This is a genomic window from Ochrobactrum sp. XJ1, from assembly GCF_024701725.1.
In the GTDB taxonomy this organism is placed as follows: domain Bacteria; phylum Pseudomonadota; class Alphaproteobacteria; order Rhizobiales; family Rhizobiaceae; genus Brucella; species Brucella anthropi.
In genome coordinates, this window is sequence record NZ_VDGD01000011.1 from 221150 (window position 1) to 242158 (window position 21009).

Sequence of the window (21009 nt, forward strand, 5' to 3'; positions counted from 1 at the left end):
CGCCCTCATTGAATCAACCCGAAGATCGGGCCGTAACCGCCGTGCCACGAGACATCATTCCGTCCCAGCGCTGGAACGTAGATGCCTGCACCGCCGCCGCCATCCAGAAACAGGGCATTGGGGCATTGGAGATGGTCTCGAAACAATTTTGCGAAATCGTGGAAATTGACCGCGTCTTCGCTGACCGCGAATCGGATCGCGCCGCCACTGCAAATGCCGACACCGCTGCGCCGGGTCTTGTCGGTTGAGCCGACGATGAAAATCGGATTGATCCGGTTGCGGATAACCAGCATCGGCCCGGACTGGGTGGCCAGTTGCGGCTTGATCTTTTGTTTCAGAAAACGGCCTGTCGGCAGGATTTCGGCACCCTTGTCGCCGAGGTAGAAGATGCCGTTCGGCTTCTTGTAAAAGTTCGGTACGGGCCCGGACCCACGAACAGGTGTCGTCTTGCTTGCCGGGCGAAGCTCACGGCCATTTTCGACGTAGAGACCCATCGGCGAAAAATCAGGCTGATACATTCCGGCATTGAGCGCGAAAACCAGTGTCTCACCGCGGCTTGCGGCAGCGTCGGCTATTTTCGAAAAATTGCGATAGGGCTCATCGTCGGAATTTTTCCAGAACAGATGCAAGCCTGTGCCGTCCGCCTTTGCATCGCAGATGATGTAGTTTGTACTTTCAAAGGTTTGGCGGTTGCAGGTCTCCGTGCGGCTGGGCTGCGTCAGTGCAGCTATAGCAGCAAGCGCTATGGCTGCGACGGAGAGGCCTCGCTTCAGGAGAATCATCGCTGCACTGCCTCCCAATCAGTGTTTTTCTATTCAGAAGACAGTGCCACAGCCGGGAGCAGGCGGGAAGCCTTGCGCGCAGGCAGGAAACCGAAGATCAGGCCAGTGGCGAAAGCACAGGCGAAGGCCAGCAGGACGGGTCCCAAGCTGTAGCCGACTGAGAGCCCGGCCCAGCCTGCGACGGCAGCAGCGCCCAGTCCGATCACGACGCCAAATGCACCGCCAATTGCCGAGACGGTCAGCGCTTCGGTAATGAACTGCAGCAGAATATCGCGCCGTCTTGCGCCGGTCGCCATCCGCACGCCGATCTCGCGGGTGCGCTCCGTCACGCTTACCAGCATGATGTTCATGACGCCGATGCCGCCGACCAGAAGCGAGATTGCTGCGACCGATCCCAGAAACAGCGTCATCGTATTGCCCATCGCCGTCGCATCCTCGCGGATGGAGGACATGTTGGTTATCATCGTGTCCTGCTTCTTGTGGCGCTGGTCGAGCAGGTCCTGAATCTGTTCCTGCGTCGTGTTGATGAGGTCGGAATCCTTCACCTGCACTGTGATGGTGCGCACGTATTTCTGGCCGAACAGCCGCAGATTGCCGGTGGAAAGCGGCGCGATCACCACGTCGTCCTGATCCGAGCCGCCAAAGCCTGCACCCTTTGGCTCCAGGGTTCCGATCACCTGAAATGGAATTTTCTGGATCAGGATATACTGCCCGATGGGATTACTGCCGTCGGGGAACAGGGTGTTGACGACCGTTTTACCCAGCACTGCGACCGGCGCATAGTTGTCCAGATCGCTCTGGCTGATGAAGTCGCCGGTGGCAACCTTCCACGATTTGGCTTCGGAAAAGGCAGGGACAGTGCCGTTTGCCTGTGACTGATAGTCGACATTGCCACGCCGCAGCGTCACGGTGCCGGTGACTTCGGGGACCGCGGTTCTGATGTTCGGCAGTTCCAGAATGGCAGTGGCATCTTCGGGAACCAGTGTCGCTATCGAGCCTGTTCCCCGGAAGCCCGCCATGGACGGACGTACCAGAATGAGATCGGTGCCCATCGCATTGATGCGGTCGAGAATCGAGTTTTGCGCACCGGTGCCGATGGCGAGCATCGTCACCACGGAACTGACGCCGATGATAATGCCGAGGAGGGTAAGGATCGTCCGGAAGATGTTGGCCCGCAAGGCGCGCATCGCCATCTTCACCGCTTCCGAAATATCGGCGATGCGGGCGGAACTGCCTTCAAGGCTCTCCCGCAACCGGAACGGCGCCTGCGTATCGGGAATAGCTCGTTTTACCGTATCCGAAAGGATCTGGCCGTCGCGGATTTCGATCAGCCGGTCGGCGCGTTCGGCCACTTCGCGGGCATGTGTGATGACGATGACGGTATGACCCTGCGCGTGCATGGAGCGCAGCAGTTCCATCACATCTTCGCCGCTCTGGCTGTCGAGTGCGCCTGTCGGCTCGTCGGCAAGAATGATGCGCCCGCCATTCATGAGTGCACGGGCGATGGAAACGCGCTGCTGCTGGCCGCCGGAAAGCTGGTTCGGGCGATGATCGAGGCGGTCACCGAGTTTCAGCGAGTTGAGCAGTTCGGCGGCACGCGCATGGCGCTCCGATGCGGGCAGGCCTGCATAGATCGCGGGCACTTCGACGTTTTCCTGCGCGGTCGAGGTCGAGATGAGGTTGTAGCTCTGGAAGACGAAGCCAAAGGTTCGGCGACGCAATGCTGCCAGCGCATCGGCATCCAGTGTCGAGACGTCTTCGCCGTCGAGCAGATATTGTCCGCCGCTCGGGCTGTCGAGACAGCCCAGAATGTTCATCAGCGTCGATTTACCGGAGCCCGACGCGCCCATGATCGCGACGAACTCTCCAGCCTGAATATCGAGCGTGATGCCGTGCAACACCTCAACAGCAAGGTCGCCATTGTGATAGGTCTTGCGGATATCATCCAGTCTGATGAGGGGCGTGTCAGTTACGGGATTTTCGTTCATGAGACGGCTCATCAGAACAGGCGCATGCCGGGCCTGCGACCACGCTGTCCTGCGGCGGCTTCAGCTCCGCTGGACGCGCTGGTGACGACGACCTTGTCACCTTCCTCGAGGCCGCTCTTGATCTCGGTCTGCACGCGATTGCGTACGCCGATCTGAACCTGACGTTCGGTGATCGAGCCGTTGTCGCTCACGACCTTGACCGAAATCTGCGGCTTGCCTCTCTGGTTCTGGGGGCCTTCGCGCTTGTAGTTCAGCGCCGACGAGGGGACGATCAACACGTCCTTCGCCTCATCGAGAATGAAATAGACCTGTGTGCTCATGTTGATCATCAGCTCGCCGGTCGGGTTCGGAACGTCGAACAGTGCATAATAGAGCACGACATTGTTCTCGGTCGCAGGCGTCGGCTTGATCTGGCGCAGCGTGCCGGTAAAGCGCTTCTCCGGCTGGCCAAGCAGGGTGAAATAGACCGGCATTCCGGGTTTCAGCCTGCCGATATCGGCTTCCGAAACCTGCGCTTCCACCGTCATGACCTTGAGATCGGCCACGGTAACAATGGTCGGCGCGCTCTGCACGGCATTCAGCGTTTCGCCTTCCTTGGCGGCCTGATCGACGACCGTGCCTTCCATGGGGCTGTAAATCTTGGTGTAGCCGAGATCGACCTTGTCGCTGGCAAGTTGGGCTTCCTGCTGGCGGATTTGCGCGCCGAGCGCCTTCACATCCGCATCGGCCATGGCGAGGTCGGCATCAGCCTGATCGACGGTGGATTGCGATACGCCGCGTGTGGCCAGAAGCGAGCGCTGGCGTGCCGCATTGGCCTTTTTCAGGGTAAGCTGAGCTTGCTTGCTGAGAAGCTGTGCCTTGAGATTGTCGAGCTGGGCGCTTGATATCTCCACCTTCTTCTCAAAGGGCGATGGATCGATTTCGGCGATAAGCTCGCCCTGCTTGACCTGATCGCCGACTTCGACTTTCACGCTTTTGAGCTGGCCCGAAACCTGCGCACCGACATTGATGCTGCGCAGCGCGCTGAGTGTGCCGACAGCGGTAATCGCGTTTTCGATATCGCCGCGCGTGACCGTTTCGGCGAGATAGCTCGTTTTCTGGCCTCCAGCTTCACCAGAGCCGTAAAAATACCAGCCCGCGCCGGCCACGATTGCCGCGACGGGAAGCCAGAGCCACCAGCGGCGCGCCTTGCTGCGCGCGCGCTTCTGCGAAGGTGCTGTTCGCTGCCCGGTTTTGGAAGAATCGGAAGATGTAAGCACCGTCAAACCCTCTAACTTTCAGAACCTCCGATCTCCGGAGATTTATCAATATGTCCCGCCAATTCTCTGTCGCATACAACCAAAGCGAGACAATACTTGCCCACTATGGATTGCTAACGGGATATCTATGCTTCTCCGCTCAGGATTTCATCTTAATTATTTGTCATGCAATAATTGTTGGTGACACAAAGGGATGGATGCCTCTGGTTCCTTCCGGTCATGGTGCGAAAGCAAGCGATGAAGAGAACCAAGTTGGCACCAATATACAACTTGCAGTTATTCTTTTGGAAGTCGCAAAATAAAACAGGATTCTTAAAGTAATTAAGTGTTCTTAAATTATCTCCTGATTAAATAAGATCGGGAAATCACATCTGAAAGTAGATGGAAGAATTTAAAACGTGACCTGTCCGCAAAGGCGGATGGTCGGCGCATGCATGATGCATGTTGCTTCGAATTGACATGGGAATAAGGTTTCAATGCTCTTTGACGGGAGGGCAAATGGCTTACCTTATTATGGGGCGAAAAAGGTTTTTATTCATATCGGACAGGTTTTCAAACCTGCATCGAAGAATACCTTCATTGTTATTTTTCAAGCGAAATAAAAGCGGCACGGCAGCGGTCGAATTCGCAATATTGGCGCCGGTTTTTCTTCTGATCCTGATGGGTATGATCGCCTTCGGCCTTTATCTGGGCGTGGCGAATGCCGTCCAGCAGCTTGCGGCAGATGCCACGCGGACGGCGCTGGCGGGTATCGATCCCCCGGAGCGGTTGACGCTGGCGACAACCTACATCCAGAAAAACGCGGCAAAATATTCACTGATCGATCCAGCCAAGATGCAGGTGAGTGTCGACAATGCCCAGTCCGATCCGAACCAGTTCACGGTGACGATCCGCTACAATGCGCAAAACCTGCCGATCTGGAACCTGATGACGGGGCTGCCGCTTCCAGACACGACCATTACAAGGGCATCGACGATAAGGCTTGGCGGAATCTGACACAGGGTGGGGGTATTCGATATGCGGGGTCTGGTATCGCGTTTCCTGCGTGCGCGGGGCGGCAATCTGGCGACAATGGCGGCGCTGGTATCCCCCATATTTCTGGCGGTGGCGGCTTTCAGCGTGGACACAAGTTCGCTGTTTCTGGAGCGGCGCCAGCTGCAGAGCATGGCGGATTTTGCCGCCGTTGCCGGTGCGGCTTCCCTTTCGCAAGCTAATGATGCGGTACTGCGGCAATTACGGGCGAACGGTCTTGATCCGGTGCTGATGACCGGCGCTTACGATCCGTCCGTCGTCAACGGAAAGACCGACAACAAGACGCGTGTCTGGGTGGAGAAGGGCAATTATTTCCCCGATAAAAGTCGTGCGGTTGAGAAGCGTTTTGTCGCCGGCGGCACCAGTCCCGATGCGGTTCGCGTCCGGCTGGCGCGTCCGGGCAATCTCTATTTCGGACAGGCATTCATCAATCGGCCCGCACTTGGCGCGACCGGCATGGCGGCGACAAAGGCGGAGGCGGCATTTTCGATCGGTTCGCGACTGTTGAGCCTGAATACCGATCAGAGTGTGTTGAACGGACTTCTCGGTGGCTTGTTGGGGACCACCCTCAATCTGAAGCTTGTTGATTACAATGCACTCGCGGCAACCGATATCAATCTGCTCGGCTTTCTGGACAAGCTGGCTCCAAAGGTGGGATTGACGGCCGGGACCTATAACCAGCTGCTAAACACGGATGTTTCAGTCGGGATGCTGGCAAGCGTTATGGCGGAGGTCACAACGAGTAATCCAGCAGCAAAGGCTGCTCTGACCCTTCTCGGGAAGAACGCCGGTGCGCTTAACACGAAGCTACCGGTTGGAAAATTGCTAGGCCTTGGATCAATAGCCGACGCATCGCTCGGATCATCTAATAACTACAATATCACCGCTAACGTGCTGCAGATGATAACCGCAGCGGCAATGTTGGGGGGAAACAATCAAATCAAGCTTGGTCCTGGGCTAAGCTTGCCTGGTGTGCTTACGCTTAAACTGGACATTGCCGTTGGAGAGCCAGCACAAAAGACCCCGTTCTTCACTGTTGGAGGGGTAGGTGCTTTGGTCCGCACTGCACAGATACGCCTGCTTCTGGAACTTGAGGTCGGCAATAACGGTATTGTTTCCTATCTGGCCAATGTTCACGTGCCGATCTTTATTGACGTGGCGAGCGGTGAAGCCGAACTCAAAAGTATAAGCTGCCCGCAGGGACCCGGAAGTGCCACGGTAAAACTTGGTGTTAAACCGGGCGTGGCCGGTGTCTATCTTGGCGATACCGATATCGATTTGATGAAGAATTTCAGCAAAACGCCGACCGTCAAGAAGACGGCGATCGCCGTAGTGAAATTGGGACCTCTGGACATAGCCGAGCTTCGCGGACGTGTTGAATTGCCGCTTGGCAATCCTAAGCAGGAAATTGTGACCTTTACTCCTGCCGATATTGCCGCCAAACGGATCAAAACCGTGGGGACCAACCAGCTCGTGGGGTCGCTTTTTGTCGGGCTGGTAAAGGGGCTTGATCTCGAGGTCGTTTTGATAGGATTGCTGCCTTTGCCTCTGCCCTTGAGTGGGCTTACCCAGCTCCTAGGCACCTTGCTAACGCCTTTGGGCCCGGTGGTGGATGGCCTGCTTTTCGGGGTGCTGGATATGCTCGGGGTCAAGATTGGACAAGCCGACGTTCAGGTTACTGGCGTACTTTGCCAGCGCGCGGCTCTGACGCAATAAGAAATCGGCAATAAAAAAGCCCGGCTGAGCCGGGCTTTTTCGTGCGATTTGTCCGTTTATGCCGTGCCGGTCGAACCGAAGCCGCCAGCGCCGCGCGCCGTCTCGGTTACTTGGGCGCGCTCTTCAATCTTCGGCTGGACGACTGGTGCGAAAACAGCCTGTGCAATACGCATACCGCGTTCGATGCGGAAATCGTCATCGCCCAGATTGATGAGAAGAACCTTCACCTCGCCACGATAATCGGAATCGATGGTGCCGGGCGTATTGAGGCAGGTGATGCCGTTCTTGAAGGCAAGGCCCGAGCGCGGACGAATCTGCACTTCAAAACCTTCGGGAATTTCGAAGATCAGCCCTGTCGGCACCAGCGTGCGACGTCCCGGCAGGAGAACGATCTGGCGATCTTCGGCAACGGCTGCCCGCAGGTCCATGCCAGCCGAACCCGTTGTCTCATAGGCCGGGAGTTCGAGGCCTTTCGCATGTTCGAGGCGGATGATGCCGAGCGTTGGCGCTTGTGCGGATGCTACGGTCATGAGGGGGCCTTTCTTGCGGAACATTGTTTCATCGCGCATCTTGTCTGAAACCGTTTCACACTTTTCAGGATGCGCTCTAAATTGGCGACGCTCATACGTGAAAACCAATGAAAGGTGTACCGTCTATTTGCTGTTTTGCAATGATAGTGCGGCACAGGATCATGCTTTTACACGATGAGTTGCCCTCCGCGAGGGATTTAATCCCGCTCCAACGGCACGGCGGTCGTTTCCTTGATCTCTTCCATGACGAATGAAGCCGAAACATCTGACAGGGGAACGCTGGCAATCAGTCGCTGATAAAGCCGGTCATAGGCCTTGACGTCGGAAACACGCGCCTTCAGCACGTAGTCCAGATCGCCGGTCATGCGATAAACTCCGACGATCTCCGGAAAGCGCCCCATGGCACCGCGAAATTTCGTCAGCCAGTCGGGATCGTGGCTCGACGTGCGTACGAGAATGAAGACGGACAGGCCGCAACCGGCCATCTCGGCATCGACCAAAGCGACGCGCGCCTTGATGATCCCCTCATCCTCCATGCGCTTGACCCGGCGCCAGCAGGCATTGCGCGATAAGTGTACCCGCTCGGAGAGAGAATCAACGGACAGGGTGCCATCGATTTGCAGCTGATCCAGGATTCTTCGATCAATTTCGTCCAGTGATGGTTTCATGATGGGATGATTGTCCCAATAGATAGTAATTATCAAGGATATTTTGAGATTTCATCTCAGATGCATTTGCTAGAATGATTTTCCAGAAAGGCGCGATATGCGCCGTATAACGGGAACAACTTACTCATTGACGGGAGTATTTCCAATGACCACTCGCATCACGCGCCTCTTCACCGAACACCCTCAGTCGGTTGACGAGACCTATTTCGAACATATGGCCTTTGCCGGACGTTTTTCGTTCAAGCTTTTTTGTGCGGCCTTTGCGGCACTGATCCATGCAATTTTGCCATTTTTGTTCGAGAAGACGGCGAGCACAATCGTTCGCCAGCTTTATGAGCGGACGCATAACCGGGGCCGGTAAGTACCGGATCGCAAATGTGTCGTTGGGCCGCCTATCTCGGACCTGAAACCTATCTGGAAGACATCATATCGTCTCCCTGCCATTCGCTCGTGGCGCAAAGCCACGATGCGCATGAAGCCAAAACACGTACCAATGGCGACGGCTTCGGCGTTGCCTGGTATGGCAATCGCGATGAACCGGGCCTTTATCGGGATATTCTGCCCGCATGGTCCGACCAGAATCTTCGCAGCCTTGCGCGGCAAATTCAGTCGCGCCTTTTCCTTGCGCATGTGCGGGCCTCGACCGGCGGGCTGACCAGCCGTTCCAACTGCCATCCCTTCGTTTCCGGACGCTGGAGCTTCATGCATAACGGCCAGATCGGTCATTTCGACCGGCTGCGTCGCAGGCTGGAAAGCCATCTGAGCGACGACGTCTATGGCCAGAAGCATGGCGCAACCGATTCGGAACTGATCTTCCTGCTGATGCTGGAATTCGGCCTCGACACTGATCCAGTGCTGGCCATGAAGCGCATGGTGGCAACGGTTGTCGAGGAAGCAGTTCGCGGCGGTGTGCCGCCATTTCTGCGGCTGACTGCGGCGTTTTCCGACGGGAATCAGCTTTACGCGATCCGCTATGCCACCGATGCTTTCGCGCCGACGCTTTATACCGCGACACTTGGCGGATCGTCCGGCATATGCGTGGTGTCGGAGCCGCTGGACGGTGAAGCCGCCAACTGGATGGCGGTGCCGGCAAACAGTTTTGTCACCGTTTCCCGGCAAGGCCGCATTGCGATCGAGACTTTCGAAGAACCGATTTCCCGACCGCAGGATGCTGTGACGGTTTAGGCGTTCCCGATCAATATACCTGCCGCCAGCACGAGGCCACCGCCCAGAACCACTTGAAGCACAGAGCGGAGGAACGGTGTTTCCATATAGCGGTTCTGGATGAAGGCGATGGCCCAGAGTTCGAAGAAGACCAGAATCGCTGCGATGCTTGTGGCGGTCCAGAAATCCTTGATCAGATAGGGCAGGGTATGGCCAAGGCCGCCCAGCGTCGTCATGATGCCGCAGGACAGGCCGCGCTTGATCGGCGAGCCTCGGCCCGAGAGCTTGCCGTCATCGTGGATGGCTTCGGTGAAGCCCATCGAAATACCGGCACCGACCGAGGCGGACAGGCCGACCAGAAAGGTCTGCCAGGTATCCTGGGTCGCAAAGGCGGCGGCGAAGATCGGGGCAAGCGTTGAAACCGATCCGTCCATCAGGCCAGCAAGCCCGGGTTGGACATAGGTGAGGATGAACTGCTTGCGCTCGGCGGCGCGCTCCTCATCCTGCACATCGTCCGGCGTCAGTGTGTGTTCCAGTGACTCGGCCTTGGCTTCATGCTGCTTTTCCTGCTGGGCAAGGTCGCCCAGCAATTTGCGGGTGTCTGCATCGCTGACGCGCTTGGCCGCCTCGACATAGAATCGATAGGCCTGTTCCTCCATTTCCGATGCAGCTTCACGCACCTTGTCGATGCCAAGCGGACGCACCAGCCAGTCCGGCTTGCGATCGTAATAGCCGCTGACATGCTCGCGGCGGATCAGCGGAATCCGGTCGCCAAAGCGGGCTTTGTGGCGTTCGATCAGCGCATCGCGATGTCCGTGTTCTTCTGCCGCCATCTGTTCGAAGATTTTCGCCGATTGCGGAAACTCGTCACGCAAGCCGTCGGCATAGGCGAGATAGATGCGTGCATCGTCCTCTTCGGAAGATATGGCAAGCGCCAGAATTTCCTGTTCGGAAAGCGAATCGAAAGGGCGACGGTCGTTGCGGAAGAATCGGCTGAGCATTTCGGGAATCCAAAGTTTAGAATAGTTCTAAAATAGGCTTCGACATCTGGAAGTCAAGCCTTGCAGTGCATGCACAATTGGCGCATTAAAACCCACCCGAAAAGATCGGCCCCACTGCGTAAACCACCAGAAAAGAATCGAATCGATGGCATCGACGAATCTCCACGCAAGCAACAGTCCCCGTCCGCTTAACCGGCAGGATTTCCGCACGCTCGGCCTTTCGGCCCTTGGCGGTGCGCTGGAGTTTTATGATTTCATCATTTTCGTGTTCTTTGCGAGCGTCATCGGCCATCTGTTTTTTCCACCTGATATGCCCGACTGGCTGGTGCTGATCCAGACGTTCGGTATTTTCGCAGCCGGTTATCTGGTGCGGCCCATCGGTGGCATTGTACTGGCGCATTTCGGTGACAAGTTCGGCCGCAAGCGCGTCTTCGCCTTCTCGGTGTTTCTGATGTCGATCTCGACACTGGCCATGGCCTGCCTGCCGACCTATGCAACGCTGGGCGTTGGCGCGCCGATCCTGCTGATCGTCTTCCGCATGTTGCAGGGTGCCGCCATTGGCGGTGAAGTTCCGGGCGCATGGACCTTCGTGGCCGAGCATGTGCCTGCCAATCGTGTCGGCATGGCGTGCGGTTTCCTGTGCTCTGGCCTCACGCTTGGCATCATGATCGGCTCGCTTATTGCGACCGCCATCAACTGGATTTTCACGCCGGAAGAACTGGCGGCTTATGCATGGCGCATTCCGTTTTTCATTGGCGGTATCTTCGGCCTGTTTGCCGTTTATCTGCGCCGCTGGCTGGCTGAAACGCCGATCTTCACCGAGATGAAGAACAGCCATCTGCTCAAGGATAAGCTGCCGCTCGGCACTGTTCTGCGCAACCACATGCATGGCGTTATCATTTCGGTGCTGCTGACATGGATATTGTCGGCAGGCATCGTGGTCACCACGCTGATGACCGCAACTTTCCTGCAGAAACTTTATGGCTACACGCCTTTGCAGTCGCTTGCTGCCACAAGCTTCGGCACACTGTTCCTGATGTTTGGAACTGTGAGCGCAGGTGCGATTGTCGATCGCATTGGCAGCGGGCGCTTCTTTGCTGTTGCAGGCATTTTCTTCGGTGTTGCGACTTTCGTGTTCTACACCTATGCGGCGGTTTCCCTGCCGGTCCTGTTTGCACTTTACGCGGTGATGGGGCTTTCGGTCGGCATGGTTGGTGCAGTGCCTTATGTGATGGTACGCGCATTCCCGGCGCCGGTTCGCTTCTCGGGTCTGTCGTTTTCCTACAATGTTTCCTATGCGGTCTTTGGTGGTCTGACGCCGGTGATCGTGACGTCGCTTCTGGCGGTCAATCCGATGGCACACGCCTGGTATCTGGTGTTCATCGCTGCCCTGACCTGTGGCCTTGGTCTTTACCTGATGGCTCGCAGCGATCAGGTCGAAGGCGAAATCGGTCTGACGGAGCTGTCAGTCGGAAATGCCGTTCCACAGCCGAACTGATAAAAATGGCCGCGAAAGCGGCCCTTTTTCAATCAGAGTATCTTCTGCATGAAGGTAAGATCGAGCCAGCGTCCGAATTTCTGGCCGACCTGTTTCAGCGTGCCGCAATCCTCAAAGCCCTGCGATTTATGCAGCGCGATGGAAGCGGCATTGCCCGCTTCGATACCGGCAATCAGTACATGCACCTTTCGCTCGCGTGCTTCTTCCACAAGCTCGGTCAGGAGGGCGCGTCCGATGCCGCCGCCGCGTGCATCGCTTGCCACATAGATCGAAAGTTCGGAGGAATGGCGGAAACCCTCGAACGGGCGAAACGGGCCATAGCTCGCATAGCCGACGACCTGTCCCTCACGCTCGGCAACCAGCACCGGAAAGCCATCGCGATTACGGGCTTTGAGCCATTCACGACGGTTTTCCAGATCGACGAGCGTTTCATTCCAGATGGCGAGCGTGTTCTCTACCGCATCATTATAGATGGCGAGCAGGGCAGGGAGATCGGTTTCCGTCGCATGGCGGATGAGGAGGGTCATTTCAGAACCTTATTGAACAAGAAAACGGCGGGATTTCTCCCGCCGTCTTCGATCATTTGCAAGTGAAAAGAATCACCCTTGAGCTTTCAGTTCCAAACGGCGGCGATGCAGGACTGGTTCGGTGTAGCCGTTCGGCTGCTCGCGGCCCTTGAAGACCAGATCGCATGCGGCCTGGAAGGCAATCGACTTGTCGAAGTCAGCGGCCATCGGGCGATAGAGGGCATCGCCTTCGTTCTGCTTGTCGACGACGGCTGCCATGCGCTTCATGGTTTCCATCACTTGGGCTTCCGAAACGACGCCATGATAGAGCCAGTTGGCGATGTGCTGTGCGGAGATGCGCAGCGTTGCGCGGTCTTCCATCAGGCCGACATTGTTGATGTCCGGAACCTTCGAGCAGCCAACGCCCTGATCGACCCAGCGTACGACGTAACCCAGAATGCCCTGCGCGTTATTGTCGATTTCGTGCTGGATGTCTTCCGGCGTCCAGTTCGGGCGGGTTGCAACCGGCACCGACAGAATGTCGTCGAGCTTGGCGCGCGGACGGCTCTTCAGCTTTGCCTGAACGGCAGCAACATCCACCTGATGATAGTGGGTCGCGTGGAGGGTGGCAGCCGTCGGCGACGGCACCCATGCGGTATTCGCTCCGGCCTTCGGATGGGCGATTTTCTGTTCCAGCATGGCTGCCATCAGGTCCGGCATGGCCCACATGCCCTTGCCAATCTGCGCATGGCCGGAAAGGCCGCATTCGAGACCGATATCGACATTCCACTGTTCATAAGCGCCGATCCAGGCAGCCTGCTTCATATCGCCCTTGCGGATCATCGGGCCAGCTTCCATCGAGGTATGGATTTCGTCGCCGGTGCGATCAAGGAAGCCGGTATTGATGAAGACGACGCGTTCCTTGGCGGCGCGGATCGCTTCCTTGAGGTTAACCGTGGTGCGGCGTTCCTCATCCATGATGCCGATTTTGAGCGTGTTCGGCTTCATGCCAAGAAGCTCTTCGGTGCGGGTGAAGATTTCATTGGCGAATGCCACTTCTTCCGGCCCGTGCATCTTTGGCTTGACGATATAGACCGAACCTTCGCGCGAATTCATGTGGCGACCATTGGGGCCGATATCGTGCAGCGCGATCAGGCTGGTGAAGGCTGCATCCATGATACCTTCCGGCACTTCATGGCCGTCGGCATCAATGATCGCCGGGTTGGTCATGAGATGGCCGACATTGCGCACCAGCATCAGGGAGCGGCCCTTGAGCGACAGCGTGGAACCGTCCGCAGCCTTGTAGCTGCGGTCGCCATTGAGGCGGCGGGTCATCTGCTTGCCGTTCTTCTCGAACGTGTCTTCCAGCTTGCCGTTCATCAGGCCGAGCCAGTTGCGATAAACCGCAACCTTGTCTTCGGCATCGACGGCAGCAATCGAATCTTCGCAATCCTGAATCGTGCTGACGGCAGATTCCAGAACCACATCGGCAATATGGGCCGGATCGGTCTTGCCGATCGGATGGTCCGCATTGACGACGATGTCGACATGCATGTTGTTCTTGGCCAGCAGTACATTGGTCGGGGCGGCTGCGTCGCCATTATAACCCTTGAACTGGTTGGCATCCTTCAGCGCCGTTGCCGAACCGTCGGTCAGCTTGATTTCAAGTTTGCCGTCCTTGACGGCGAGACCGGCGACATTGGCCCAGTTGCCGGTGGCAAGCGGTGCGCTTTCATCGAGGAAGTTTTTCGCCCAGGCGATGACCTTTTCGCCACGCTTCGGATTGTAGCCCTTGCCCTTTTCCGCGCCGTCGGCATCGGAAATCGCGTCGGTGCCGTAGAGCGCATCATAGAGCGAACCCCAGCGCGCATTAGCGGCGTTGAGCGCGTAGCGGGCATTCATCACCGGAACGACAAGCTGCGGGCCAGCGATATGGGTGATTTCCGGATCGACATTGGTGGTCGAAACCGAGAACTCTCCGCCTTCCGGCAGGAGATAGTCAATATCCTTCAGGAACTGCTGGTAATCGGCCTGGCTGTAGCCCTTGTCGCGGTTCTGCTTGTACCAGGCATCGATCTTGGCCTGCAGGTCGTCACGCTTGGCAAGGAGGGCGCGGTTCTTCGGTGCGAGATCGCGGATGATGGCGGCAAAGCCCTTCCAGAACTTTTCCGGCTCCACACCGGTTCCGGGAGCAGCTTCCTTGGCCAGAAATTCCACCAGTTCAGGGGCAACGCGCAAGCCTTCTATCTCAACGTAATTACCGGCTTTCTGAGAAACCATGGCTATGCCTCCTTCAAAATAAACAAATCTACCGCCGGCACTCTTCAGTGCCAGCTATCATGTTGCCTTTGAACCGCTTTGGTGTGCTTTCGTCAATCGGTGCGTGGGCACATCATCTGTGACGCTGCGGCGAAAATAGCTTTTATAGGGACAACTTGGCGCGAATATCGTCGGGCGTAAAGCCTTGTTCGCGCAATGATGCGAGCGCTGTATCCTGGCGGCTTTTCGACAGTTTCATCCCGTCGTCGCCCAGCACCAGATCGTGATGGTGATAAAGAGGCTCGGGCAGGCCGAGCAGCTTCTGCAGCAGCCGGTGCACGGATGTCGCGTGAAACAGATCGTGCCCGCGCACAACGTGGGTGATGCCCTGCAAGGCATCGTCCACGACAACGGAGAGGTGATAGCTGGTTGGCGTGTCCTTGCGGGCAATCACCACGTCGCCCCATTGCGCTGGATCGGCGTTCACGCGTCCGGTCTCGCCATCCGGCCCCGCGCCGCTTTCGTTCCAGAACAATGATTCACCTGCGGCGACAAGCGCCCCAAGCGCTTTCTCCATATTGAGCCGCCAGGCATAGGACATGCCCGAGGCGATACGCTCCATTTGTTCCTTTTCGGTCAGATCGCGCTCGCTTTGCGGATAGAGCGGTGTTCCATCCGGGTCGGAAGGCCAGTCCTTGCCCTTGGCGAAAGCTTCGCCGATCCGCTCGCGAACTTCGCCCCGGCTGAGGAAGGCCGGATAGACAAGGCCCTTGTCGGCAAGTTTGGTCAGGGCGTTGCGATATTCGCCGAAATGTTCCGACTGGCGGCGCACAGGGGTTTCCCATGTCAGGCCAAGCCAGCGGAGATCGTCGTAAATGCCTTGTTCCAGCGCAGGCGTACAGCGTGCTGTGTCGATATCTTCCATGCGCAGCAGGAAGCGCCCGTTGCTCTTTTTGGCCATATCTGCGTTCAGAAGAGCGGAATAGGCATGGCCAAGGTGAAGCTGGCCATTGGGACTCGGAGCAAAGCGGAACACAGGTGCGGTCATGGTGTTTTCAATGTCAGTTGCCGGTGTCAGTTGAATGTCATCTGATTCCATTGGTACGTTGTGCGCCGAGAGAATGAAAGGCTGTGCGATGCGGCGGATCGATACATTGAGCGATATTGAGGCGGGGCTGGAGGCTCTGGTTCTCGCTGATATTCGGCTGGCCGATATTCGCAGCCGGTCCCATGCGGTGCCGCTGCGCCGGTCCGAACCCGGATTTGAAAGCCTGGCATCCATCATTGTCGCACAACAGGTTTCGACGGCCAGTGCCGCCGCGATCTGGGCCCGGCTGAAACAGGCCATCGATCCGCTGACGCCCGAAACCTACATTGCGGGCGGAGAGGAGGCTTGGCGTTTTGCTGGTCTCTCGCGTCCCAAGCAGAGAACGCTGTTTGCCTTGAGTGAAGCTTTGGCAGAAGGGGCAATCGACCTGCATGGGCTTTGCGATCTGCCTGCCGAAGAGGCGATCGCGGCACTGACGGCCATCAAGGGCATCGGCCCGTGGACGGCGGAGGTCTATCTTCTGTTTGCTGCCGGTCATCCAGACGTGTTTCCGGCGGGTGATGTGGCGTTGCAGACGGCTGTTGGCCACGCCTTTGCCCATGAGATCCGGCCCGATGCTGTTGCCCTTCGCAAGCTGGCGGAAGACTGGGCGCCATGGCGCGGCGTGGCAGCGCGATTGTTCTGGGCTTATTATGCGGCGATCAAGGGACGTGAAGCGGCGCCACTTTTATAGATGCTGCTGTAAAACTTGCGTGTTTCCCGAAGCATAAATGCGTTTCCGCTTCACAATCCTGTCACGTCGGGCTTACATTATCCGCATCGGCTGATGACGGAATTTCGATTCGCGGAAGCTTGATTTTCTGCTGATTGCAGTCCCGTCCTTAGAGCGCCGTGCGCCCTATGGGGCGCACAAAGGTGCTCTAATTATTTGAGAATACGCATCGGGCTTTTCAAAAATCGATTTCGATTTTTGGACCGATGCGTGGAAGGTTGGAGCGTCGTTGTTGCGCCCAAATGGACGCGCGGCGCTTCGATGAAAGCGCAATTCCGCATGGAGAGCCATTTCGCCCTTTTTCGGAGTTGCTCTGAAGGAGGTGCGCCCTTGACTGTTGCCGTCTCGCCCAGAACCGTCTCGACCAGTGGCTTGCCCGCGCTGGTTCTGAACGCTGATTACCGTCCGCTCAGCTATTATCCCCTGTCGCTCTGGTCTTGGCAGGATGCGATCAAGGCGGTGTTTCTCGAACGCGTGAACATTGTGGCGGAATACGATCACATCGTTTCCTCACCATCGTTCTCCATGCGCGTTCCGAGCGTGATTTGCCTGAAGGATTATGTGAAGCCGCCGCGCTATCCTGCGTTCACGCGCTTCAACGTCTTTTTGCGTGATCGTTTCGAGTGCCAGTATTGCGGCTCGCCGCATGACCTGACTTTCGATCACGTTACCCCGCGTTGCCATGGCGGCGAGACGACGTGGGAAAATGTGGTCGCCGCCTGTTCACCATGCAATCTGCGCAAGGGCGGCATGATGCCTGCCGTCGCGCATATGTGGCCGCGCCAGAAGCCAGCCATGCCGACTGTGCAGGACCTGCACAATAACGGCCGCCTTTTCCCACCCAACCATCTGCACGATAGCTGGCTCGATTTTCTGTACTGGGATGTCGAACTGGAGCCCTAATCCCTATAGTTTCCCGCTTTTACTTCCCACTTTTCGCAAAAGCGCCGTAGTAGCCGATAGCTGCAAAGAGCAGGCTTGCGACGACGTTCCATCCGGCAAAGGACAGGCCGAGGAAGTGGCCCGGCGCGCTGTCGCATGCGGGCGGACGCGTCGAATTGAGGTCGCTCAGGAGATTGCCTGCATCCAGCGTGACTTTCATTGTCGCGGCACTGCAATCAATCGGTCCCGGCCAGTATTTCAGTTCAACGCCGGTATGATAGATGGCAAGCGCCAGCCCGAAGGTCATCAAGAGTGCGCTGATCAGGATAAGACCGCGCGTCAGGATCGGGGGCCATTTCAGGCCGTAGGAGACCCAAGCTGCAGCCAGAACCGGAACGCCGATATAGTAAGGCGTGCGCTGTTCGAGACAGAGCTTGCAGGGCATGAAGCCAGCCAGATGCTCGAAGCCCAGTGCCGTGCCGACAGTAGCGGCAAGACCGATGGTCATGATGCCTGCGGTCCATGCCTGTGTTTTGCCGACCGGATTATTGAGTGCAAACGCCATATGGGATTCCCTGAAAAGGCTCTCTTATTCTTAAGGCAAACTGCTTGCTTGTCTCCAAGCAATTTATTTTGACCGAGTTTGGGCGAACCGCTCAGGCGTGAAGATATTTCACAGCAAAAAAGAGCGCGATCAGGACGACAGCCACGAGACTTGCGATCAGGCCAAGGCGCTTTTCGATGAAATCGCGGATTGGTTCGCCATAACGGCGCAGCAGCCAGGCGAGGAAATAGAAACGCGCACCGCGCGCAACGATGGCCGATGCGATGAAGAGCCAGATATTGATGCCAGCTGCACCGGACAGGATCGTCACCACCTTGATCGGCGGCAGATGTGCAAGGCCGGAGGTGATCAGCATCAATAGAATGGTGTCGGCGCTGGTTGTACCGCGCAATTGCTCGAATGTGTCGAGCTTGCCGTACATCTCGAGTACCGGTTTGGCGATCTGCTCATAGGCATGATAGCCGAGATACCAGCCCGCAATGCCGCCAAGGACGGAAGCCACTGTTGCGATGAAGGCATAACGCCAGGCGCGTTCGGGGCGGGCAAGCGCCATGGGCAGAAACAGGACGTCGGCGGGGACAAGAAAGACCGAGCTTTCTACAAAGGCGATGATGGCGAGCCACCATTCGGCGGATTTTCTTGCGGCAAGCGAAATCGTCCAGTCGTAAAGGCGGCGCAGCATATATTTTCCGGATTATCTTTGGCGGAAGCCATATTAGTAGTTGCACCGTCTATAAATAAAAAAGATGGCGCGAACAATGCGCGCCATCTTTTTTGACACTGCTTTCCAGGGAACGGTATGGAAAACAGCGGTTTTTAACGCTTGTAGGCGCTGCAGATATATTTGGTCTCGAGATATTCCTCGATGCCGTATTTGGAGCCTTCACGACCGAGGCCTGACTGCTTCACGCCGCCAAAGGGCGCGACTTCGTTGGAAATGAGCCCGGTATTGTGACCAACCATGCCGTATTCCAGTCCTTCGCTGACGCGGATCGCGCGGCTGAAATTCTCCGTATAGAAATAAGCCGCCAGACCGAAGATCGTATCATTGGCCATGGCGATGACTTCTTCTTCCGTGTCGAAGGCGAAGAGGGGGGCCAGCGGGCCGAAAGTTTCTTCCTTGGCTACGATCATGTCAGGCGTTACGCCCGTCAGCACGCCTGGTTCGAAGAACAGGCCGCCCAGTTCTTTACCGCCGGTGATGAGCTTCGCGCCCTTGGATACGGCATCGTCAATATGTGCCTTGACCTTGGTGATGGCCTTCGGTTCGATCATTGGGCCGATGACGACGCCTGGTTCTGTGCCATTGCCGACCTTGAGTTCCTTGACCTTGGCCGCGAGCTTCTCAGCGAACTTGTCGTAGATCCCGCGCTGCACATAGATGCGGTTGGCGCAGACACAGGTCTGGCCCGCATTGCGGTATTTGGAAATCATGGCACCGTCGACGGCGGCGTCCAGATCAGCATCGTCGAACACGATGAACGGCGCATTGCCGCCAAGTTCCAGCGAGATGCGCTTGATGGTCGGGGCGCATTGCGCCATCAGCAGGCGTCCGACTTCCGTCGAGCCGGTGAAGGAGAGCTTGCGCACAATATCATTGCTTGTCAGTTCGGCACCAATTTCACGCGCCTTGCCGGTAACGATCTGGAGAACGCCAGCCGGAATGCCTGCCTTTTCGGCAAGAACGCCAAGCGCCAGTGCCGTCAGCGGCGTGAGGTCGGCGGGGCGCACGATCATGGTGCAACCGGCCGCAAGGGCAGGGGCTGCCTTGCGGGTAATCATCGCTGCCGGGAAGTTCCATGGCGTGATTGCAGCGGTGACGCCGACCGGCTGGCGGATGACCGTCAGGCGCTGTCCCGCCTGCGGGGCAGGGATAGTGTCTCCATAGACGCGCTTTGCCTCTTCGGCGAACCATTCGATGAATGATGCCGCATAGAGAACTTCGCCGCGTGCCTCAGCAAGCGGCTTGCCCTGTTCCGACGTCATGATAAGAGCGATATCGTCGGCATTGGCAACGATGAGATCGAACCATTTACGCAGGATCGCTGTGCGCTCCTTGGCGGTCTTGGCGGCCCATGCCGGGAAAGCCTTTGCGGAAGCGTCGATAGCTTCCTTGATGGTCGCGACAGAAAGAGAGGGAACTGTGCCGATGACCGAACCGTCTGCCGGATTGGTCACGTCGATCTTGGTGCCGTCCGTGGCGTCTATCCAGCGCCCGTCAACAAGGCATTGCGATTTGAGCAGCGAGGGGTCTTTCAAAGCGAGCATATTGATGTTCCATCCCAGTCTTGCAGAGAAAGCTCGTTCAGTATATTGAACGGCTTACGATATTTTGAATTAAACAGCCCGTAATAACCAAAGTCAAACGGTTAATCAGGCGTCGATCAGGTGAACGCAAAGCTATGACGAAAACGGTGAGCGACGAAGAGAGTTCCCAGAAACTGGTGCCGGCAGTTATGCGTGCGGCACAAATTCTGGATCAGATCGCGAAATCCACGCAGGAAGGCGGCAAGGGGTCTGCGGACGGGCTCAAGCTTTCCGATCTGGCCCGTCGGACTGGCTTGCCGAAGAGCAGTGTGCACGGGCTTTGCCAGACACTGGTTCATCTCAAGCTGCTGAAGCTCAACAGTGACGGAAGCTTCACAATGGGATCGCAATCGGTACGCTGGGCCAATGTGTTCATGGCTGGCAGCGACATTGTCGATGCATTTCATGAGGCGGTTGCGGATGCCGATGGGCTTGGCGCGCATACATTGACGCTTTCGCATCTGGAAGGACCAGATGTCATTTATCTTTCGTGCCGCAACTCGACCGCGCCATTGGGAATCACATTCCGCATCGGTATGCGCGTTCCCGCTGTCTTTACCGCGACTGGCAAGGCCATGCTGGCAGCGATGTCGCCGCAGGAGTTGGTCCGTCACCTGCCGCCCGAATGGCCCGAGCTGATCACGCCGACCAGCGCGCCTTCGCTCAAGGCGTTGGAGGCCGAGATGGCAGAGGCGAAAGCAAGAGGCTATTCGCTGGATAACGGCCAGTTGCGCGAAGGCATGTTCTGCATCGGCGCTGCGATCTGTGACCGGCCTTTCCACCCAACGGCCGGTATCGCTCTGTCCATGATGGCGGCTGAGGCTCGTCCTGACATTATAGAAGATATGGGCAAGCGTGTGCGCGCCCTTGCGAATGATGTGGCGGATCGCATGGGATGGCTCTCTGCCTAGGGCGGAATAGTCCTTTATATAAAGGGCCGCTTTGAGCGGGCTTATTTTCAAGTTGGCCTGTGGAAAGAAAATTCCTTCTTTTTTACGAAACTGCGTTGACAGTTTGGAATGATGGGGTCTA

At 57.1% G+C, this 21009-nt stretch carries 21 protein-coding genes; 9 read left to right on the top strand and 12 right to left on the bottom strand.

Features of this window, described 5'->3' with window-relative positions:
* Positions 1-5: 5 nt before the first annotated feature.
* Genes FG152_RS20570 through FG152_RS20580 form a run of 3 tightly spaced genes read right to left on the bottom strand, consistent with a single transcriptional unit; the run spans position 6 to position 4029 of the window.
* Entirely contained in the window at positions 6-782 is a 777-nt protein-coding gene (locus tag FG152_RS20570) for a phosphodiester glycosidase family protein (protein ID WP_010661335.1), read from the bottom strand.
* Between the two features lie 29 nt (positions 783-811).
* Positions 812-2782 (bottom strand): MacB family efflux pump subunit, encoded by a 1971-nt coding sequence (locus FG152_RS20575; protein WP_010661334.1) that lies wholly within the window; start codon positions 2780-2782, stop codon positions 812-814.
* Positions 2782-4029 (bottom strand): efflux RND transporter periplasmic adaptor subunit, encoded by a 1248-nt coding sequence (locus tag FG152_RS20580; protein WP_010661333.1) that lies wholly within the window; start codon positions 4027-4029, stop codon positions 2782-2784. The genes FG152_RS20575 and FG152_RS20580 overlap by 1 nt, the downstream gene beginning before the upstream one ends.
* Positions 4030-4079: 50 nt before the next feature.
* Between FG152_RS20580 and FG152_RS20585 the strand changes: the two genes are divergently transcribed.
* From FG152_RS20585 to FG152_RS20595, 3 genes are all read left to right on the top strand, one after another.
* Positions 4080-4331: a hypothetical protein gene (locus FG152_RS20585; protein WP_010661332.1), complete on the top strand. Its 252-nt coding sequence runs from the start codon at positions 4080-4082 to the stop codon at positions 4329-4331.
* 277 nt (positions 4332-4608) lie between these two features.
* Positions 4609-5025: a TadE/TadG family type IV pilus assembly protein gene (locus tag FG152_RS20590; RefSeq protein ID WP_010661331.1), complete on the top strand. Its 417-nt coding sequence runs from the start codon at positions 4609-4611 to the stop codon at positions 5023-5025.
* 21 nt (positions 5026-5046) lie between these two features.
* Positions 5047-6777, top strand: coding sequence for a TadG family pilus assembly protein (locus FG152_RS20595; RefSeq protein ID WP_010661330.1), 1731 nt, complete (start codon positions 5047-5049; stop codon positions 6775-6777).
* 56 nt (positions 6778-6833) lie between these two features.
* Here the strand turns inward: FG152_RS20595 and dut are convergent, their stop codons facing one another.
* Together dut and FG152_RS20605 are read right to left on the bottom strand one after the other, a co-directional pair.
* Positions 6834-7307, bottom strand: a complete 474-nt coding sequence (gene dut, locus FG152_RS20600; protein WP_010661329.1) for a dUTP diphosphatase — start codon at positions 7305-7307, stop codon at positions 6834-6836.
* A 197-nt stretch (positions 7308-7504) separates the two neighbouring features.
* Complete coding sequence (locus FG152_RS20605; RefSeq protein ID WP_010661328.1) at positions 7505-7975, bottom strand: Lrp/AsnC family transcriptional regulator; 471 nt, start codon at positions 7973-7975, stop codon at positions 7505-7507.
* A 145-nt stretch (positions 7976-8120) separates the two neighbouring features.
* Here FG152_RS20605 and FG152_RS20610 point away from each other — a divergent pair, with 145 nt between their 5' ends.
* Together FG152_RS20610 and FG152_RS20615 are read left to right on the top strand one after the other, a co-directional pair.
* On the top strand, positions 8121-8336 hold the full coding sequence (locus FG152_RS20610; protein ID WP_006473246.1) for a DUF6356 family protein: 216 nt from the start codon (positions 8121-8123) through the stop codon (positions 8334-8336).
* Positions 8337-8350: 14 nt separating this feature from the next.
* Positions 8351-9160: a class II glutamine amidotransferase gene (locus tag FG152_RS20615; RefSeq protein ID WP_010661327.1), complete on the top strand. Its 810-nt coding sequence runs from the start codon at positions 8351-8353 to the stop codon at positions 9158-9160.
* On the opposite strand, the gene mbfA is transcribed toward FG152_RS20615, so the two are convergent.
* Positions 9157-10140 (bottom strand): iron exporter MbfA, encoded by a 984-nt coding sequence (gene mbfA, locus FG152_RS20620; RefSeq protein ID WP_010661326.1) that lies wholly within the window; start codon positions 10138-10140, stop codon positions 9157-9159. The two genes, FG152_RS20615 and mbfA, sit on opposite strands and share 4 nt — an antisense overlap.
* Positions 10141-10285: 145 nt before the next feature.
* Between mbfA and FG152_RS20625 the strand changes: the two genes are divergently transcribed.
* The gene (locus FG152_RS20625; protein ID WP_010661325.1) at positions 10286-11638 is read left to right on the top strand and encodes an MFS transporter; all 1353 of its coding nucleotides are present in this window, start codon (positions 10286-10288) and stop codon (positions 11636-11638) included.
* A gap of 32 nt (positions 11639-11670) precedes the next feature.
* Here the strand turns inward: FG152_RS20625 and FG152_RS20630 are convergent, their stop codons facing one another.
* The 3 genes from FG152_RS20630 to gluQRS all read right to left on the bottom strand — a co-directional run bounded on the left by FG152_RS20630 (position 11671) and on the right by gluQRS (position 15451).
* Entirely contained in the window at positions 11671-12165 is a 495-nt protein-coding gene (locus FG152_RS20630; protein ID WP_010661324.1) for a GNAT family N-acetyltransferase, read from the bottom strand.
* Between the two features lie 72 nt (positions 12166-12237).
* Entirely contained in the window at positions 12238-14424 is a 2187-nt protein-coding gene (locus tag FG152_RS20635; protein WP_010661323.1) for a malate synthase G, read from the bottom strand.
* Positions 14425-14566: 142 nt separating this feature from the next.
* A complete protein-coding gene (gluQRS, locus tag FG152_RS20640; RefSeq protein ID WP_010661322.1) occupies positions 14567-15451 on the bottom strand; it encodes a tRNA glutamyl-Q(34) synthetase GluQRS in 885 nt (294 codons plus the stop codon).
* A gap of 88 nt (positions 15452-15539) precedes the next feature.
* Between gluQRS and FG152_RS20645 the strand changes: the two genes are divergently transcribed.
* Positions 15540-16184 (top strand): DNA-3-methyladenine glycosylase family protein, encoded by a 645-nt coding sequence (locus tag FG152_RS20645; protein ID WP_029376263.1) that lies wholly within the window; start codon positions 15540-15542, stop codon positions 16182-16184.
* Positions 16185-16553: 369 nt separating this feature from the next.
* A complete protein-coding gene (locus FG152_RS20650) occupies positions 16554-17126 on the top strand; it encodes an HNH endonuclease (protein WP_010661320.1) in 573 nt (190 codons plus the stop codon).
* A gap of 19 nt (positions 17127-17145) precedes the next feature.
* On the opposite strand, the gene FG152_RS20655 is transcribed toward FG152_RS20650, so the two are convergent.
* The 3 genes from FG152_RS20655 to FG152_RS20665 form a co-directional block, all read right to left on the bottom strand.
* Entirely contained in the window at positions 17146-17670 is a 525-nt protein-coding gene (locus tag FG152_RS20655; RefSeq protein WP_010661319.1) for a disulfide bond formation protein B, read from the bottom strand.
* A gap of 91 nt (positions 17671-17761) precedes the next feature.
* Entirely contained in the window at positions 17762-18352 is a 591-nt protein-coding gene (locus FG152_RS20660; RefSeq protein WP_010661318.1) for a YqaA family protein, read from the bottom strand.
* Positions 18353-18486: 134 nt separating this feature from the next.
* On the bottom strand, positions 18487-19938 hold the full coding sequence (locus FG152_RS20665) for an NAD-dependent succinate-semialdehyde dehydrogenase (RefSeq protein ID WP_010661317.1): 1452 nt from the start codon (positions 19936-19938) through the stop codon (positions 18487-18489).
* A gap of 134 nt (positions 19939-20072) precedes the next feature.
* On the opposite strand from FG152_RS20665, the gene FG152_RS20670 reads away from it, so the two are divergent.
* Positions 20073-20888: an IclR family transcriptional regulator gene (locus FG152_RS20670; RefSeq protein WP_010661316.1), complete on the top strand. Its 816-nt coding sequence runs from the start codon at positions 20073-20075 to the stop codon at positions 20886-20888.
* Positions 20889-21009 lie beyond the last annotated feature (121 nt).

What these genes read in the sequence shown, in the direction of transcription:
- FG152_RS20570 (WP_010661335.1), bottom strand. Translation starts at nt 782, where the DNA reads ATGATTCTCCTGAAGCGAGGCCTCTCCGTCGCAGCCATAGCGCTTGCT.
- FG152_RS20575 (WP_010661334.1), bottom strand. Translation starts at nt 2,782, where the DNA reads ATGAGCCGTCTCATGAACGAAAATCCCGTAACTGACACGCCCCTCATC.
- FG152_RS20585 (WP_010661332.1), top strand. Translation starts at nt 4,080, where the DNA reads ATGTCCCGCCAATTCTCTGTCGCATACAACCAAAGCGAGACAATACTT.
- FG152_RS20595 (WP_010661330.1), top strand. Translation starts at nt 5,047, where the DNA reads ATGCGGGGTCTGGTATCGCGTTTCCTGCGTGCGCGGGGCGGCAATCTG.
- dut (WP_010661329.1), bottom strand. Translation starts at nt 7,307, where the DNA reads ATGACCGTAGCATCCGCACAAGCGCCAACGCTCGGCATCATCCGCCTC.
- FG152_RS20605 (WP_010661328.1), bottom strand. Translation starts at nt 7,975, where the DNA reads ATGAAACCATCACTGGACGAAATTGATCGAAGAATCCTGGATCAGCTG.
- FG152_RS20610 (WP_006473246.1), top strand. Translation starts at nt 8,121, where the DNA reads ATGACCACTCGCATCACGCGCCTCTTCACCGAACACCCTCAGTCGGTT.
- FG152_RS20615 (WP_010661327.1), top strand. Translation starts at nt 8,351, where the DNA reads ATGTGTCGTTGGGCCGCCTATCTCGGACCTGAAACCTATCTGGAAGAC.
- mbfA (WP_010661326.1), bottom strand. Translation starts at nt 10,140, where the DNA reads ATGCTCAGCCGATTCTTCCGCAACGACCGTCGCCCTTTCGATTCGCTT.
- FG152_RS20625 (WP_010661325.1), top strand. Translation starts at nt 10,286, where the DNA reads ATGGCATCGACGAATCTCCACGCAAGCAACAGTCCCCGTCCGCTTAAC.
- FG152_RS20630 (WP_010661324.1), bottom strand. Translation starts at nt 12,165, where the DNA reads ATGACCCTCCTCATCCGCCATGCGACGGAAACCGATCTCCCTGCCCTG.
- FG152_RS20635 (WP_010661323.1), bottom strand. Translation starts at nt 14,424, where the DNA reads ATGGTTTCTCAGAAAGCCGGTAATTACGTTGAGATAGAAGGCTTGCGC.
- gluQRS (WP_010661322.1), bottom strand. Translation starts at nt 15,451, where the DNA reads ATGACCGCACCTGTGTTCCGCTTTGCTCCGAGTCCCAATGGCCAGCTT.
- FG152_RS20645 (WP_029376263.1), top strand. Translation starts at nt 15,540, where the DNA reads ATGCGGCGGATCGATACATTGAGCGATATTGAGGCGGGGCTGGAGGCT.
- FG152_RS20655 (WP_010661319.1), bottom strand. Translation starts at nt 17,670, where the DNA reads ATGGCGTTTGCACTCAATAATCCGGTCGGCAAAACACAGGCATGGACC.
- FG152_RS20660 (WP_010661318.1), bottom strand. Translation starts at nt 18,352, where the DNA reads ATGCTGCGCCGCCTTTACGACTGGACGATTTCGCTTGCCGCAAGAAAA.
- FG152_RS20665 (WP_010661317.1), bottom strand. Translation starts at nt 19,938, where the DNA reads ATGCTCGCTTTGAAAGACCCCTCGCTGCTCAAATCGCAATGCCTTGTT.
- FG152_RS20670 (WP_010661316.1), top strand. Translation starts at nt 20,073, where the DNA reads ATGACGAAAACGGTGAGCGACGAAGAGAGTTCCCAGAAACTGGTGCCG.